The sequence below is a fragment of the Maritimibacter sp. HL-12 genome, assembly GCF_900177545.1.
Taxonomy (GTDB): domain Bacteria; phylum Pseudomonadota; class Alphaproteobacteria; order Rhodobacterales; family Rhodobacteraceae; genus Sinisalibacter.
In genome coordinates, this window is the sequence record NZ_FXBQ01000001.1 from 713,475 (window position 1) to 728,408 (window position 14,934).

Consider the following 14,934-nt stretch of genomic DNA (forward strand, 5'->3'; position numbering starts at 1 on the left):
CGGATGACGAGGCTCAAACCTCTTCCACGCTCATCACCCCGGGCAGGCTCTTGAGCGCGCCCTTGATCTGCGGTGTGAGCGGGAAATCGGTGCCAAGGTCCATGTCGACCTCGCCGGGCAGGCCCGGCCCCATCAAGCAGAGCGAAACGCTGCCGGGCCGGGCACCCCTGGCCATTTCACCCGCCCGTGCCAGCAGGCTCGCCACCGGCGTCACCGCCTCCGGCTTGTCGAGAAACACCCTGAGCGACATGCCGCCGGCATCGGCGACGATGGTATCAACCGGCGCGACCGACCGCGCCAGCAGCTTGAGCTGTTCGCTCTCCATGTTGGCCTCGACGGTCAGCACCACGTTCTGCCCGACCTCGAGGTGATCGCGCGCCGCCTCCAGCGTGTCGGAGAACACCGTCACTTCGAAAAAGCCGGTCGGGTCCGACATTCCGACGAAGGCGAAGCGGTTGCCGCGCGCCGATTTGCGCTCCTGCTTCACCGCAACCGCACCGGCCATCTTGGCCACCAGCGGCGCGCGCTCGGCCTTCGCCGCCACCTCTTCGAGCGTCAGAACCCCCTTGCGCCGGAGCGCGGGCAGGTAGTCGTCGAGCGGGTGGCCGGAGAGATAGAAGCCGATCGCCTTGTGCTCTTCGGTGAGCCGCTCGGCAGGCAGCCAGTCGCCCACCGGGCTGAGCCGTGGCTCGGGCAGATCGTCCCCCGCCTCGCCGAACAGCGAAACCTGGTTCGAGGCGCGCTGCTCGTGGATCGCGGCGGAATAGTTCGTGAGCGCATCGAGACTGTCGAAAACCCGCGCGCGGTTGGGATCGAGCACGTCGAAGGCCCCGGCGCGCGCCAGCATTTCGAGCGAGCGCTTGCCCACGCGCTTGAGATCGACCCGGCGGGCGAGATCGAACAGCGTGACGAAGGATTTCTCGCCGCCCTCGCCCATCCGCGCCTCGACGATCAGCTTCATCGCCTCGACGCCGACATTCTTCAGCGCGCCGAGCGCATAGTGAACCCGGCCCTCTCGCACCGTGAAGGTGGCCCCCGAGCGGTTGACGCAAGGTGGCACGATCTCCAGCCCCAGCCCCCGGCGCACCTCCTCGGCGTAAACCCCGAGCTTGTCGGTGAGGTGGATATCGCAATTCATGACGCCGGCCATGAACTCGACCGGGTGGTTCGCCTTGAGCCAGGCAGTCTGGTAGCTCACCACCGCGTAGGCCGCGGCGTGGCTCTTGTTGAAGCCGTAATTGGCGAATTTTTCGAGCAGGTCGAACACCTCGGAGGCCTTGGCCTCGTCGACCCCGTTGGCCTTCGCGCCGGAGACGAACTTGGGCCGCTCCTTGGCCATTTCCTCGGCGATCTTCTTGCCCATGGCGCGGCGCAGCAGGTCGGCACCGCCCAAGCTATAGCCCGCCATCTCCTGCGCGATCTGCATCACCTGTTCCTGGTAGACGATGATGCCTTGGGTCTCTTCGAGGATATGGTCGATCAGCGGGTGGATCGAGGCGCGGTCCTTCACGCCGTTCTTCACCTCGCAATAGGTGGGGATGTTCTCCATCGGGCCGGGGCGGTAGAGCGCCACGAGCGCCACGATATCCTCGATACAGGTGGGCTTCATGCGCCGCAGCGCATCCATCATCCCCGAACTTTCCACCTGGAACACCGCCACGGTGCGGGCACTGGCGTAAAGCTCGTAGGTGCGCGCATCGTCGAGCGGGATCGCCCCGATATCGTTCTCGGCTCCCTCGGGCGGGTCGTAGAGCCGCGTGCCATCCGGGGCGGTATGCAGATCGCGGCCCTGCGCGTGGATCAGGTCGATCGCGTTCTGGATCACGGTGAGCGTTTTCAGCCCGAGGAAGTCGAACTTCACCAGCCCCGCCTGTTCCACCCATTTCATGTTGAACTGGGTGGCGGGCATGTCGGAGCGCGGGTCTTGGTAGAGCGGCACCAACTCGTCGAGCGGGCGGTCGCCGATCACCACGCCGGCGGCGTGGGTGGAGGCGTTCCTGAGCAACCCCTCGACTCGCTGGGCATAATCCAGCAGCCGCCCCACGACCTCCTCGCGCCGGGCCTCGTCGCGCAGGCGCGGCTCGTCTTTCAGCGCCTTTTCGATCGAAACCGGCTTCACCCCCTCGATCGGGATCATCTTCGAGAGCCGGTCAACCTGCCCGTAGGGCATCTGCAGCACCCGGCCGATATCGCGGACCGCCGCCTTCGACAGAAGCGCGCCGAAGGTGATGATCTGCGCCACCTTCTCGCGGCCGTATTTCTCCTGCACGTAAGCGATCACCTCCTCGCGGCGATCCATGCAGAAGTCGATATCGAAGTCGGGCATGCTCACCCGCTCCGGGTTGAGAAAGCGCTCGAACAGGAGCGAGTAGCGCAAGGGATCAATATCGGTGATGGTGAGGGCATAGGCGACGAGGCTGCCTGCACCCGAACCCCGACCCGGGCCCACCGGGATATCGTTCTCCTTGGCCCACTTGATGAAGTCGGCCACGATCAGGAAATAGCCCGGGAAACCCATCGATTCGATGATGCCAAGCTCGAAATCCAGCCGCTTTTCGTAGTCTTCGACCGGGGCGGCGTGGGGGATCACGGCAAGCCGCGCGGCCAGCCCTGCCTGCGCCTGCCGGCGCAACTCCTCGACCTCGTCATCGGCGAAGCGCGGCAGGATCGGCTTGCGCCGCTCGGCCATGAAGGCGCAGCGCCGGGCGATCTCGACGGTGTTTTCCAGCGCCTCGGGCAGGTCGGCGAAGAGCGTGGCCATCTCGGCGGGGGTCTTGAAGTAATGCTGCGGCGTGAGCCGGCGACGCGGCTCCTGCTGGTCGACGTAAGCGCCATCGGCGATGCAGATCAGCGCGTCATGCGCCTCGTAGAGGTCGCTTTTCGGAAAATACACATCGTTGGTGGCGACCAGCGGCAGACCCATCGCATAGGCGATCTCGATGAAACCGCGCTCGGTCAGCCGCTCGGCCTCCGGCAGCCCGCCCCCCTCGCCCGGATGGCGTTGCAGCTCGACATAGAGCCGGTTCGGACAGGCCCGCGCGAGCCGCGCCATCAAGGCTTCCGCCTCGGCCCGGTGGCCGGTCTGCAAGAGCTGGCCAACCGGCCCTTCCGCGCCGCCGGTGAGGCAGATCAGCCCCTCGGCATGGGCCTCGAGCTCCTCCAGCGTCACCTGCGGCAGGCCATCGTGCTTGCCGACATAGAGGCAGGAATTGAGCTTCATGAGGTGGCGGTAGCCCGCCGCGTTCTGCGCCAGCAAAACGACCGGTGCCGCCGCGCGGGGCTTGGCCCCCGGCGCGGGCACATCCCAGGCCACGGTGATCTGGCAACCGATGATCGGCTGCACCCCCGCGCCCGAGGCCAACACCGAAAATTCCAGCGCGGCGAACATGTTATCGGTGTCGGTCACCGCCACCGCGGGCATGCCGGCCGCCTCGCAGAGCCCGGCCAGCTTCTTCACCGGCACCGCGCCTTCGAGGAGCGAATACTCGGTGTGCAGGCGCAGGTGGATGAATCGGGGAGCTGGCATGGAGGCGAGTTTAGAGCCACCCGCGTCAGGAGCAAGCCGCGATCGGCCCCACCCTACTCCACCGCGACCAAAGCCTTGATCCGCCCCCGGAAATAGGCCTCGTACCCGTCGGGATAATCATACCCGACCTCGGCACTGGTGGGGACGCGCCGCCCGCCGATCTCGACATAGTCGGAAAACCGACCGTGCCAGTCGAGCGGGGCCGGGGTGCCATCGGCCAGCACGGCAGGGCGGGCGCGCGCGAGCACCGACACGATGTCGCCGCCCGCATCGAGCGTGAAGGTCACCTCCGCCGGCCCGCCCGCGGTCTCGATCCGGGCGATGATGCCCGCGTCGGTCTGTGCCCATGCGATCTGGCGGTTCACCAGGATCGCGTCGGGTGCCCAGGGCAGTTCGGCGAGATAGCGCAAACCCTCGCCCAGCGCCGTTTCCGGGTCGGAGCGTGCATCGAGGCGGAGCGCGCCGAGGAGGCGAACCTCCAGAAGCCCCTCGCCGTTCTCGAAGCTGTCGAGCACCCGCACCAGAGGCACCGGGCCAAGCCGCATCACCGCGATCCAGGCAAACCCGGGCCCGGCCACGGCGATGGTCTGGCGCGCGGCGAGGGCTCGCCACTCGGCCCCCTTCGTGAGCCGCATCTCGGCCGCCTGTTCGATCCGGATCGCGGGCGCGGGCGGGTTGCCCGCGAGGCTCCGCAGGGCAAAGTCGCGGATCACCTCGGGGAGATCTTCGCGCACCGTCCCGACCGGCACCGCCGCCAGCCGGGCCTCAAACCGGGCGAGATCGCGCGAGAACCGCGCCGCCAGCACCCCGAGCCCAAGCCCGACGGCAACCAGCGCCACTCCGATCACGAGAACGACGATTTTCATGGCACCACCCTCCGGTTTGCGCCCCCTGATCGCACAACGCCCGCTTCAAGGCATTGCCCTCGATCAACCGCGGCTTGCCTTGGGCGGATTTCTGCGCTTTCTTGGGGGCAACGATAACCTCGCCCTTCTACGCCGCATCGAAGGGTTGCCGGGGCCAACAGGGTAAGGCGGCGGACAATTACATGGACATCGCGTTTCTTCTCAACGGAGAGACCGTGACGCTGAGGGACGTCGACCCGACGACCACGGCGCTCGACTGGCTGCGCGAGACGCGCGGCCTCACCGGCACCAAGGAAGGCTGCAACGAAGGCGATTGCGGTGCCTGCACGGTGATGGTGACGGATACCCACGGCAGCCGCGCGCTCAACGCCTGCCTGTTGTTCCTGCCGCAGCTCGACGGCAAGGCCCTCACCACCGTCGAGGGGCTGGCCGCGCCCGACGGCAGCCTGCACCCGGTGCAACAGGCGATGGTCGAGCATCACGGCAGCCAGTGCGGCTTCTGCACACCGGGCATCGTGGTGAGCCTCGCGGCCGGCCAGATCGCGGGCGAAACCGATCATGCCCGCCAACTCGCCGGAAACCTCTGCCGCTGCACCGGCTACGCGCCGATCCTGAAGGCCGCCGAGATCGCCGCGCCCAAGCAGGTGCCGAAGTGGCTGCGCGATCTGCCCACCGGCCCCGACCCGCGCGGCGCATCGCAGGCGCACCTGCCTGCAACGATCGACTCCCTGGCGGCGTTCCTGACCGACCACCCCGGCGCGCGCATCGTCGCCGGGGCCACCGATGTGGCGCTCTGGGTCAACAAGCAGTTCCGCGATCTCGGCGAAGTGGTCTTCGTCAGCCAGATCGAGGAGATGGTCCGGATCGAAACCGCGCCCTACATGATCCGCATCGGCGCTGCTGCCAGCATCGAGGCGCTGCGTCTGGCGATGGCCGACCACCACCCGCATTTCGCCGACATGCTCGCGCGCTTCTCCTCCGCGCAGGTGCGCAGCGCCGCCACCGTGGGCGGCAACATCGCCAACGGCTCGCCGATCGGCGACGCCCCGCCGCCACTGATCGCGCTCGGGGCCACGCTGATCCTGCGCCGTGGCGAGGCCACCCGCGAGATCGCGCTGGAGGATTTCTTCATCGACTACGGCAAGCAGGACATCGCGCCCGGCGAGTTTGTCGAGGCCGTCACGGTGCCGCGCACCCCCGGCGAGGCAAGCCGGCTGCGCGTGTACAAACTCTCCAAGAGGTTCGATCAAGACATCTCTGCCGTGCTCGGAGCCTTCAATATCATCGTTGAAGGCGGAAAAGTTCAATCTGCCCGGATCGCCTTCGGCGGCATGGCCGGCACGCCAAAACGCGCCCGCGCGGTCGAGGCGGCGCTCACCGGGCAGCCATGGACGAAAGCCAGCGTCGAGGCCGCGATGGCGGCGATGGCGCAGGATTTCACCCCGCTGAGCGACATGCGCGCTTCGAAGGATTATCGCCTCGCAGCGGCGGCGAACATGCTGATGCGCTGCTGGCTCGAAGACCACGGCGCGCCGGTGAACCTGGCGGAGGTGCAGGCATGAGCGTGACGAAGCCCCTGCCCCACGACAGCGCCCGCCTGCATGTCACCGGGGCGGCGCGCTACATCGACGACATTCCCACCCCGCCGAACACGCTGCACCTCGCCTTCGGGCTTGCGGATATCGCGCGGGGGGTGATTGCCTCGACCGATCTCGCCGCCGTACGGGCCGCACCGGGCGTCGTCGCCGTGCTCACCGCCGACGATCTCGACCGGCCCGCCGATTGCGCGCCCGCTGCCCATGACGAGCCCTTGCTCGCCACCGGCGAAGTGCATTACCACGGCCAGCCGATCTTTCTCGTCGCCGCCACCAGTCACCGCGCGGCGCGGGCGGCGGCACGGCTGGGCCGCGTTACCATCAAGCCGCGCCCGGCGATCCTGACCATCGACGACGCGCTCGCCGCGGGCAGCCATTTCGAGGGCGGCCCGCTCACCTGGGCGCGCGGCGATATCGAGGCAGCACTGGCCGAGGCCGCCGATGTGATCGAGGGCGAAATCGAGATCGGCGGACAGGAGCATTTCTACCTCGAGGGCCAGGCCGCGCTGGCGCTGCCCGGCGAGGCTGGCGAGATGCACGTGCATTCCTCCACCCAGCACCCGACCGAAGCCCAGCACAAGGTGGCCGAGGCGCTCGGGGTGCACATGAGCGCCGTCCGGGTCGAGACCCGGCGGATGGGCGGCGGCTTCGGCGGCAAGGAGAGCCAGGGCAACTGGCTCGCGGTGGCCTGCGCGGTGATGGCGCAGAAAACCGGCCGGCCCTGCAAGATGCGCTACGACCGCGACGACGACATGGTGATCACCGGCAAGCGCCACGATTTCCGCATCCGCTACCGCGCGGGTGTGAATGCCGAAGGGCGTCTCACCGGGGTCGACTTCATCCAATACGTCCGCGCCGGCTGGTCGGCCGATCTCACCGCGCCCGTGGCCGACCGTGCCATGTTGCATGCCGACAACGCCTATTTCGTTCCCGCGATGCGGATCGAGAGCCACCGGCTGCGCACCAACACCGCCTCCGCCACCGCCTTCCGCGGCTTCGGCGGGCCGCAGGGGATGCTTGGAATCGAGCGGGTGATCGACCACGTCGCCCACCACCTCGGGCTTGATCCGCTCGCCGTCCGGCAAAAGAATTTCTACACCAGGACAAGGGTGCAGGAGACCCATTACGGCCAGCCGGTCAGGGGCTTCGTGCTGCCCGATATCGTCCGGGTGCTCGCCGAAAGCTCGGATTACGAGACACGCCGCGCCGAGATCGCCGCCTGGAACGCCGGGAGCGAGGTACTCAAGCGCGGCATCGCCCTCACCCCGGTGAAGTTCGGGATCAGCTTCACGCTCACCCACCTCAACCAGGCCGGTGCGCTCGTGCATGTCTACCAGGACGGTTCGGTCCACCTCAACCACGGTGGCACCGAGATGGGCCAGGGGCTGAACCAGAAAGTGGCGCAGGTGGCCGCCAGCGCCTTCGGGATCGGCATGGACCGGGTCCAGATCACTGCGACCGACACCCACAAGGTGCCCAACACCTCCGCCACCGCCGCCTCCTCCGGCTCCGATCTCAACGGCATGGCGGTACAGGCCGCCTGCGACGAGATCAAGGGCCGGATGGTTCGATATCTGTCAGAAGAACACCGAATAAAGGCCGGAAATCTGGTGTTCAAAGGCGGAAAAGTTCATGTCGGGAACATGCGCCTCTCCTTTGCCGAGGCCGCGCGCACCTGCTACGAGGGCCGCGTGAGCCTGTCGGCGGCAGGCTTCTACAAGACCCCCGATATCAGTTGGGACCGCACCACCGGCACCGGCCACCCGTTCTACTACTTCGCCCACGGCGCGGCGGTTACCGAAGCGGTGATCGACACCCTCACCGGCGAATACCGCCTGTTGCGCGCCGACATCCTGCACGATGTCGGCGAGAGCCTGAACCCGGCGATCGACATCGGCCAGATCGAAGGCGGCTACGTGCAGGGCGCCGGGTGGCTCACCACCGAGGAACTGGTCTGGGACGACAAGGGCCGGCTGCGCACCCATGCCCCCTCCACCTACAAGATTCCCACCGCGTCGGACCTGCCGGCGGTATTCAACGTCGCGCTCTGGGGCGAACCCAACACGGTGCCGACGATCTTCCGCTCGAAAGCAGTGGGCGAGCCGCCCCTGATGCTCGGCATCTCGGCGCTGATGGCGCTGTCCGACGCGGTGGCGGCATGCGGCAAGGACTATCCCGCGCTCGACGCCCCCGCCACGCCGGAGCGCGTGCTGATGGCGGCGCGGCGGGTGCAGCAATGAGCCTCGACCGGGCAGCCCTGGCCCGCGCCGTGGCGGCCGAAGCCCGCGTGGTGCGCGTTGTGGTGGCCGAGGTGCTGGGCTCGGCCCCGCGCGAAGTGGGGGCGGCGATGCTGGTCTGGCCCGGCGGCCAGCACGGCACCATCGGCGGCGGCGCGCTGGAGTACGAGACGGCGGCGCAGGCGCGCGACATGCTGACCCGGGACGAGACAAGGGCGATCCGCAAGGCCCTGCTCGGGCCGGACATGGGCCAATGCTGCGGCGGCGCAGTCACGCTCCTGTTTGAAACCTGGGACGCCGCCGCTCTTGCCGCTCTGGACCTGTCCGTGCATGCCCGCCGCGCTGAGGACAGTGCCGGCACAATGCCGCCGCTCGCGGTGCAGCGCCTGCGTGCCGAGGCCCGGCGCTCCGGTACGCGCCCAAGCCCAGGGCTGGTGGAAGGCTGGTTCGTCGAACCGGTCGATGCGCCCTCCACGCCGATCTGGATCTGGGGTGCCGGCCATGTCGGGCGCGCCCTCATCGACACACTCGCACCACTCCCCGGCCTGGCACTCACCTGGGCCGACACCGGCGCAGACCGCTTCCCCGCCACCATCCCGGAGGGCGTTGCGCCGCGCGCCGAACCCGATCTCGCCCGCGCCGCCAGCGCTGCCCCGCCAAGCGCGCATCACATCGTGCTCACCTATTCCCACGCGCTCGACCTTGCCCTCTGCGACGCGCTCCTTGCGCAGGGCTTTGCCAGCCTCGGGCTCATCGGCTCGGCCACCAAGTGGGCCCGGTTCCGCGCAAGGCTTGGGCAGATCGGGCATTCGGCCGACGCCATCGCGCGCATCCGCTGTCCGATCGGCGACAAGCGCCTCGGAAAACACCCGCAAGCCATTGCCGTGGGCGTTGCCCACGCGTTACTGATTGAACTGGCGGAAAACGAGGCGGAACGCCCGGCGCCGGGGGACGAGGGGAACAGGGATGACAGACGCGCTCTTGACGCTTGATGGCCTGACCAAGGCCTATCCCGGCGTCGTGGCAAACGATGCCGTGTCCTTCGCGATCCAGCCCGGCGAGGTGCACGCCCTGCTCGGTGAGAACGGGGCCGGCAAGTCGACGCTGGTCAAGACCATCTACGGCCTCGTCAAACCGGACGCCGGAAAGATGTTCCTGCACGGTGCACCTTTCATGCCGGCCAACCCGCGCGCGGCGCGGGCCGCGGGCGTGGCGATGGTGTTCCAGCATTTCTCGCTGTTCGATGCCCTGACCGTGGCCGAGAACGTCGCCCTCGGCATGGACGATCCGCCCGGCCAGGGCCAGCTTGGCGCGCGGATCCGCGAGGTCAGCGAAGCCTACGGCCTGCCGCTCGACCCCGACCGTATCGTCGGCGAGCTTTCGGCGGGCGAGCGCCAGCGCGTCGAGATCGTGCGCTGCCTGTTGCAGAACCCGCGCCTGCTGATCATGGACGAGCCCACCTCGGTGCTCACCCCGCAGGAGGTGGACATCCTGTTCAAGACCCTGCGCAAGCTCGCCGCCGAGGGCACCTCGATCCTCTACATCAGCCACAAGCTCGAAGAGATCCGCAGCCTGTGCGAACATGCCACCGTACTTCGGCTCGGCCAGGTGGTGGCAACCTGCGACCCACGCGAGAAAACCGCGCGCGACCTCGCCGAGATGATGGTGGGCAGCGCGCTCCACGTCCCCGAGCGCGAGGGCGGCGAAACCGGTGACATGCTGCTCGAGGTCAAGCGGCTCAGCCTGCCCGCGCCCGGCGGATTCGGCACACCGCTGCGCGATGTGTCGCTGTCGGTCCTGTCCGGCGAAATCCTCGGGATCGGCGGTGTCGCGGGCAACGGCCAGGACGAATTGCTGGCCGCGCTCTCCGGCGAACGCCCAGCCCCCAGCGGCAGCATCCTTCTGCGCCAGCGCGATATCAGCCGCCTGCGCCCCAATGCGCGCCGCGCGCTCGGGCTGCTGGCGGCCCCCGAGGAACGCCTTGGCCACGCCGCCGCGCCGGAGATGTCGCTCACCGAGAATGCCCTGCTCACTGGCGATGTGCGCGAGCGGCTCTCGTCGCGCGGCTTCATCCGCTGGGGCAAGGCCCGGGAATTCGCGGCCCGGGTGATCGAAGCCTTCGACGTGCGCACCCCGGGGCCCGATACCGCCGCGGGCGCGCTCTCCGGCGGCAACCTGCAAAAGTTCGTCATCGGGCGCGAGATCCTGCAAAAACCGGATGTTTTCGTGGTCAACCAGCCAACCTGGGGCGTCGATGCCTCCGCCGCCGCCGCGATCCGGCAGGCCCTGCTCGATCTGGCCCAGACCGGGGCCGGCGTGGTGGTGATCAGCCAGGACCTCGACGAATTGATGGAAATCGCCGACCATTTCACCGCGCTCAACGAGGGCCGCCTTGCCCCGATCCGCCCCGCCCGCGGACTGACCATCGAGGAAATCGGCCTGATGATGGGCGGGGCACACGACATGGACGTGGCCGACGAAGCCGCCATCGCGGAGGTGCTGGCATGAGGTTCGTGCTCGAAAAACGCCCGGCACCCTCGCGGTTGATGCTCGGTCTCACCCCGATTCTTGCCGTGATCGCCACCATGCTGGCGGGCGGGGTGATGTTCTGGGCGCTCGGTGCCAACCCGGTGGAGGCGATCCGCACGATCTTCGTCGATCCGTTGTTCGATCCCACCTTCGCCAGCTATTCGCGCCCGCAACTGCTGGTCAAGGCGGCTCCCCTGATCCTGATCGCGATCGGCCTGTCGCTCGGCTTTCGCGCCGGGATCTGGAACATCGGGGCGGAGGGGCAATACATCATCGGCGCGGTGGTCGGCGCCGGCGTGGGCCTCGCCTTCTATCCCACCGAAAGCCGGCTGGTCTTTCCCGCCATGGTGCTCGCGGGCGCGTTTGGCGGCTGGGTCTGGGCAATGATCCCGGCGCTCCTGAAAACCCGCCTCGGCACCAACGAGATCCTGGTTTCGCTGATGCTGGTCTACGTCGCCGAGAACATCCTTGCCTCGGTGGCGTCGGGCTTGCTGAAAAACCCCGAGGGCCGCGGCTTTCCCGGCAGCCGCAACTTCGCGCGCGACTACCCGGCGGCTTCCAACCTCGAACTGCTCCCCGGCACCGGCATGCACTGGGGCGTCATCGCCGCCTTCATCGCGGTGATCGCGGCCTATGTGCTGATGACCCGCCACAAGATGGGTTTCGCCATCCGGCTCACCGGCGAGGCCCCGCGCGCGGCGCGCTTTGCAGGCGTGAACCCGACCCGGCTGGTGGTGTTCAGCCTCGGCATGGCCGGTGCGCTCGCCGGCATGGCCGGGCTGTTCGAGGTCTCCGGCCCGGCCGGGCAAATCTCGATCGACTTCGGCTCGGGCTACGGATTCACTGCGATCATCGTCGCCTTCCTCGGCCGCCTCCACCCGATCGGCATCCTGCTCGCGGGCCTGCTCATGGCGCTCACCTATATCGGCGGCGAACTCGCCCAGCTCATGCTCGGGATGCCCGCCGCGGCGATCCAGCTGTTCCAGGGCATGCTGCTGTTCTTCCTGCTGGCGATGGATGTCTTTGCCAACTACCGCATCCGCCTCAAGACCCGGGAAGCGGCATGACCCCGATCACAACGCCCCTGTCTTCTTGGGTCCAGAAATACCTCGGGGGTTTGGGGGTGGAACCCCAAAGGCCTGCGTGGCCTGAACGCAAACAAATCGAGCGCGCCGCAGGCGCACCTTTTGAAAGGGCCGCGTGATGGACCTTGGACAGATCGATCCCATCCTCCTGCTTGCCTCGCTGATGGTGGCGGCCACCCCGATCCTGCTGGCCGCCACCGGCGAGATGGTTGTGGAAAAGTCCGGCGTGCTGAACCTCGGGGTCGAAGGCATGATGATCACCGGCGCGGTGGTCGGCTTCGCCGTGGCGGTGAATTCCGGCAGCCCCGCGGCGGGATTCGTCGCCGCCGCGCTGGCGGGCGCGGGGCTCGCGCTGCTGTTCGGCCTGATCACCCAGGTGCTGAAGTCGAACCAGGTCGCCACCGGGCTCGGGCTCACGCTGTTCGGCCTCGGCCTGTCGTCCCTGATCGGCAAACCCTATGAGGGCATCAAGGCACCCTCGCTCGGCAAGCTCGACATTCCCCTGCTCGCCGATATCCCGGTGCTCGGCCCGATCCTGTTTCGCCACGATCCGATGGTCTACATCTCGCTGCTGATCGTGCTCGGCGTCTGGGCCGGTCTGAAATACACCCGTGCCGGCCTGGTCCTGCGCGCGGTGGGCGAGAACCACACCGCCGCCCATGCCCTCGGCTACAAGGTGATCCGTGTGCGCCTCGCCGCGATCCTGTTTGGCGGTGCCATGGCGGGGATGGGTGGTGCCTATCTCAGCCTCGTTCGGGTGCCGACCTGGGTTGAGGGGATGACGGCGGGCGCGGGCTGGATCGCGCTGGCAATCGTCGTCTTCGCCTCCTGGCGGGCGGGCCGGGTTCTGCTCGGTGCCTATCTTTTCGGCGGGGTCAGCGTGTTGCAGCTCAACCTTCAGGCGGCAGGCGCGGCGATCCCGGTCGAATATCTCTCGATGTCGCCCTACCTTGTCACCATCCTCGTGCTGGTCGTAATCTCGCTGCGCGGCAAGCACGGCGCGCCCGGCTCGCTCGGGCGGGTTTTCCATGCCACCACATGATCCGCCTGCGAGACAAGGGCGGGCACTCGATCCGAAACCTGACTACCAACAACGGAGACTGACATGAATCTATTCAAAACCCTCGCCGTCGGTGCTGCCCTCGCCGCTGGCCTTGCCGGCACCGCGACCGCGCAGGACACGACCAAGGTGGGCTTCATCTACGTCGGCCCGATCGGCGACGGCGGCTGGACCTACGAGCACAACAAGGCCCGCCTCGCGGTCGAGGAGCACTTTGGCGATGCGGTGGAAACGGTCTACCAGGAAAGCGTGCCCGAAGGGGCCGACGCCGAGCGCGCGATCACCCAGATGGCGCTGTCCGGGGCCGACCTGATCTTCACCACCTCCTTCGGCTTCATGGATGCCACCGTCGCCGTCGCCGAGAAGTTCCCCGACGTGAAGTTCGAACACGCCACCGGCTACAAGACCGCCGACAACCTCGCGGTCTATTCCGCACGCTTCTACGAGGGCCGCGCGGTGCAGGGCACCATCGCCGGGCATCTGACGGACTCGAACATCGTCGGCTACATCGCCTCCTACCCGATCCCGGAAGTGATCCGCGGCATCAACTCGGCCTATATCCACGCCAAGAAGGTCAACCCGGATGTCGAGTTCAAGATCATCTGGGCCTACACCTGGTTCGATCCGGCCAAGGAAGCCGACGCCGCCAAGGCGTTGATCGAACAGGGTGCCGACGTGATCCTGCAGCACACCGACTCGACCGCGCCGCAAGCCGCCGCCGCCGAGGCGGGTAACGTCTACACCTTCGGCCAGGCCTCCGACATGTCGGAATACGCGCCGATGCCGCGGGTCTCCTCGATCATCGACGACTGGGCCCCGTATTACATCGAGCGCGTGCAGGCAGTGATCGACGGCACCTGGGAAACCGCCGACACATGGGACGGCATCGGCCCGGGCATGGTCGGCATCGGCGAGATCTCCGACGCGGTTCCGGCCGAGGTGAAAGCCGAGGCGCTGGCGCTGAAAGACGCGATCGCGTCGGGCGAGTACCACCCCTTCACCGGCCCGCTCAACAAGCAGGATGGCTCGGCCTGGCTCGCCGAAGGCGAAACCGCCGACGACGGCACCCTGCTGGGCATGGATTTCTACGTCGAGGGTATCGAGGGCGAAATTCCCAACTGATCTCCCGAACGGAACAAGCTCGAAAGGCCCCGCCCCCGCGCGGGGCCTTTTCTCGTGCTGCGCCCGGGCACCGACGCGCCGCTCGCGACGGAAACCGCGATCCCATGCGTTTGACAATCAGAGCCGAAAGACATGCATCAAGGAGTCGCATCATGAAACGTCACGCCGGAACATCGCTTCTGTCCGCTGCCCTGCTCGCCCTTGCCCTGCCGGTTGCAGGGTTTGCACAGGCACCCGGAGAGAACTTCTTCATCAACTGGGACACCGACAGCGACGGCAAGGTGACCCTCGAAGAGGTGCTCGAACGCCGCGGCGATCTGTTCACCACCTTCGATTTCGATGAAGACGGCTTCCTCTCGGCAGAGGAACTGACCAATCACGACGCGATGCGCGACGCGATGCAAGCGGCGCAGGAGCGCCCGGACATGGCAATGCGGGGCCAGCAAGGCAGGTTCGGCGGCGGCTACGGGCGCGGCCCGGGGGTGGCGCGGCAGGGCCAGATGATGCCCGCGCCCGGCTGGGGCGGCCAGCCGCAGGGTTACGGCTATGGTGTGCCGCACCCGGGCTGGAGCCAGGCACCGCAAGGCTGGGGTCAAGGCGCGGCGCAACCGGGCTGGGACGGCGCGCCGGGATGGGGCTACGGCCCGCCGCAGGGCATGATGCAACCCGGCTGGAATGGGCAACCGATGCCGCCGCACGGCGGCATGGCTGGCCCGCAGGCGATGCAGCAGCAGGTTGGCGGCACCCTCGATGCCGACGGCGACGGCCAGATCAGCCGCGATGAGTTTGTTAACACCGGCGAAGCGTGGCTTGCCCGCTTCGACCGGAACCGGGACGGAGTCGTGAACGCGCAGGATTTCCCCGCCACAGCGACACGTTAAACCCCGAAACCCCGGGCCTCGTCCCGCCCGGCA

Annotated in this window: 10 protein-coding genes; 8 read left to right on the top strand and 2 right to left on the bottom strand. The window is 67.8% G+C overall.

The window, feature by feature from the left end:
- Positions 1-13 precede the first annotated feature (13 nt).
- Positions 14-3,526 carry a DNA polymerase III subunit alpha gene (gene dnaE / locus B9Y97_RS03705; protein WP_085525490.1) on the bottom strand — a complete coding sequence of 1,171 codons (3,513 nt, stop codon included), beginning with the start codon at positions 3,524-3,526 and terminating at the stop codon, positions 14-16.
- Positions 3,527-3,579: 53 nt separating this feature from the next.
- A complete protein-coding gene (locus tag B9Y97_RS03710) occupies positions 3,580-4,392 on the bottom strand; it encodes a DUF6544 family protein (protein WP_085525491.1) in 813 nt (270 codons plus the stop codon).
- A gap of 182 nt (positions 4,393-4,574) precedes the next feature.
- On the opposite strand from B9Y97_RS03710, the gene xdhA reads away from it, so the two are divergent.
- The 8 genes from xdhA (at position 4,575) to B9Y97_RS03750 (ending at position 14,901) form a co-directional block, all read left to right on the top strand.
- A complete protein-coding gene (xdhA, locus tag B9Y97_RS03715) occupies positions 4,575-5,954 on the top strand; it encodes a xanthine dehydrogenase small subunit (RefSeq protein ID WP_085528084.1) in 1,380 nt (459 codons plus the stop codon).
- Entirely contained in the window at positions 5,951-8,227 is a 2,277-nt protein-coding gene (gene xdhB / locus B9Y97_RS03720) for a xanthine dehydrogenase molybdopterin binding subunit (protein ID WP_085525492.1), read from the top strand. Before xdhA ends, xdhB begins: the two co-directional genes overlap by 4 nt.
- Entirely contained in the window at positions 8,224-9,216 is a 993-nt protein-coding gene (gene xdhC / locus B9Y97_RS03725) for a xanthine dehydrogenase accessory protein XdhC (RefSeq protein WP_085525493.1), read from the top strand. Before xdhB ends, xdhC begins: the two co-directional genes overlap by 4 nt.
- On the top strand, positions 9,191-10,732 hold the full coding sequence (locus B9Y97_RS03730) for an ABC transporter ATP-binding protein (protein WP_085525494.1): 1,542 nt from the start codon (positions 9,191-9,193) through the stop codon (positions 10,730-10,732). The genes xdhC and B9Y97_RS03730 overlap by 26 nt, the downstream gene beginning before the upstream one ends.
- The gene (locus B9Y97_RS03735) at positions 10,729-11,820 is read left to right on the top strand and encodes an ABC transporter permease (protein WP_085525495.1); all 1,092 of its coding nucleotides are present in this window, start codon (positions 10,729-10,731) and stop codon (positions 11,818-11,820) included. The genes B9Y97_RS03730 and B9Y97_RS03735 overlap by 4 nt, the downstream gene beginning before the upstream one ends.
- Positions 11,821-11,956: 136 nt before the next feature.
- Positions 11,957-12,880, top strand: a complete 924-nt coding sequence (locus tag B9Y97_RS03740; protein WP_176224287.1) for an ABC transporter permease — start codon at positions 11,957-11,959, stop codon at positions 12,878-12,880.
- A 63-nt stretch (positions 12,881-12,943) separates the two neighbouring features.
- Positions 12,944-14,020 (top strand): BMP family ABC transporter substrate-binding protein, encoded by a 1,077-nt coding sequence (locus B9Y97_RS03745; protein WP_085525496.1) that lies wholly within the window; start codon positions 12,944-12,946, stop codon positions 14,018-14,020.
- A gap of 152 nt (positions 14,021-14,172) precedes the next feature.
- Complete coding sequence (locus B9Y97_RS03750; protein ID WP_176224288.1) at positions 14,173-14,901, top strand: hypothetical protein; 729 nt, start codon at positions 14,173-14,175, stop codon at positions 14,899-14,901.
- The last annotated feature ends 33 nt before the right edge of the window (positions 14,902-14,934 follow it).

What these genes read in the sequence shown, in the direction of transcription:
- dnaE (WP_085525490.1), bottom strand. Translation starts at nt 3,526, where the DNA reads ATGCCAGCTCCCCGATTCATCCACCTGCGCCTGCACACCGAGTATTCG.
- B9Y97_RS03710 (WP_085525491.1), bottom strand. Translation starts at nt 4,392, where the DNA reads ATGAAAATCGTCGTTCTCGTGATCGGAGTGGCGCTGGTTGCCGTCGGG.
- xdhA (WP_085528084.1), top strand. Translation starts at nt 4,575, where the DNA reads ATGGACATCGCGTTTCTTCTCAACGGAGAGACCGTGACGCTGAGGGAC.
- xdhB (WP_085525492.1), top strand. Translation starts at nt 5,951, where the DNA reads ATGAGCGTGACGAAGCCCCTGCCCCACGACAGCGCCCGCCTGCATGTC.
- xdhC (WP_085525493.1), top strand. Translation starts at nt 8,224, where the DNA reads ATGAGCCTCGACCGGGCAGCCCTGGCCCGCGCCGTGGCGGCCGAAGCC.
- B9Y97_RS03730 (WP_085525494.1), top strand. Translation starts at nt 9,191, where the DNA reads ATGACAGACGCGCTCTTGACGCTTGATGGCCTGACCAAGGCCTATCCC.
- B9Y97_RS03735 (WP_085525495.1), top strand. Translation starts at nt 10,729, where the DNA reads ATGAGGTTCGTGCTCGAAAAACGCCCGGCACCCTCGCGGTTGATGCTC.
- B9Y97_RS03740 (WP_176224287.1), top strand. Translation starts at nt 11,957, where the DNA reads ATGGACCTTGGACAGATCGATCCCATCCTCCTGCTTGCCTCGCTGATG.
- B9Y97_RS03745 (WP_085525496.1), top strand. Translation starts at nt 12,944, where the DNA reads ATGAATCTATTCAAAACCCTCGCCGTCGGTGCTGCCCTCGCCGCTGGC.
- B9Y97_RS03750 (WP_176224288.1), top strand. Translation starts at nt 14,173, where the DNA reads ATGAAACGTCACGCCGGAACATCGCTTCTGTCCGCTGCCCTGCTCGCC.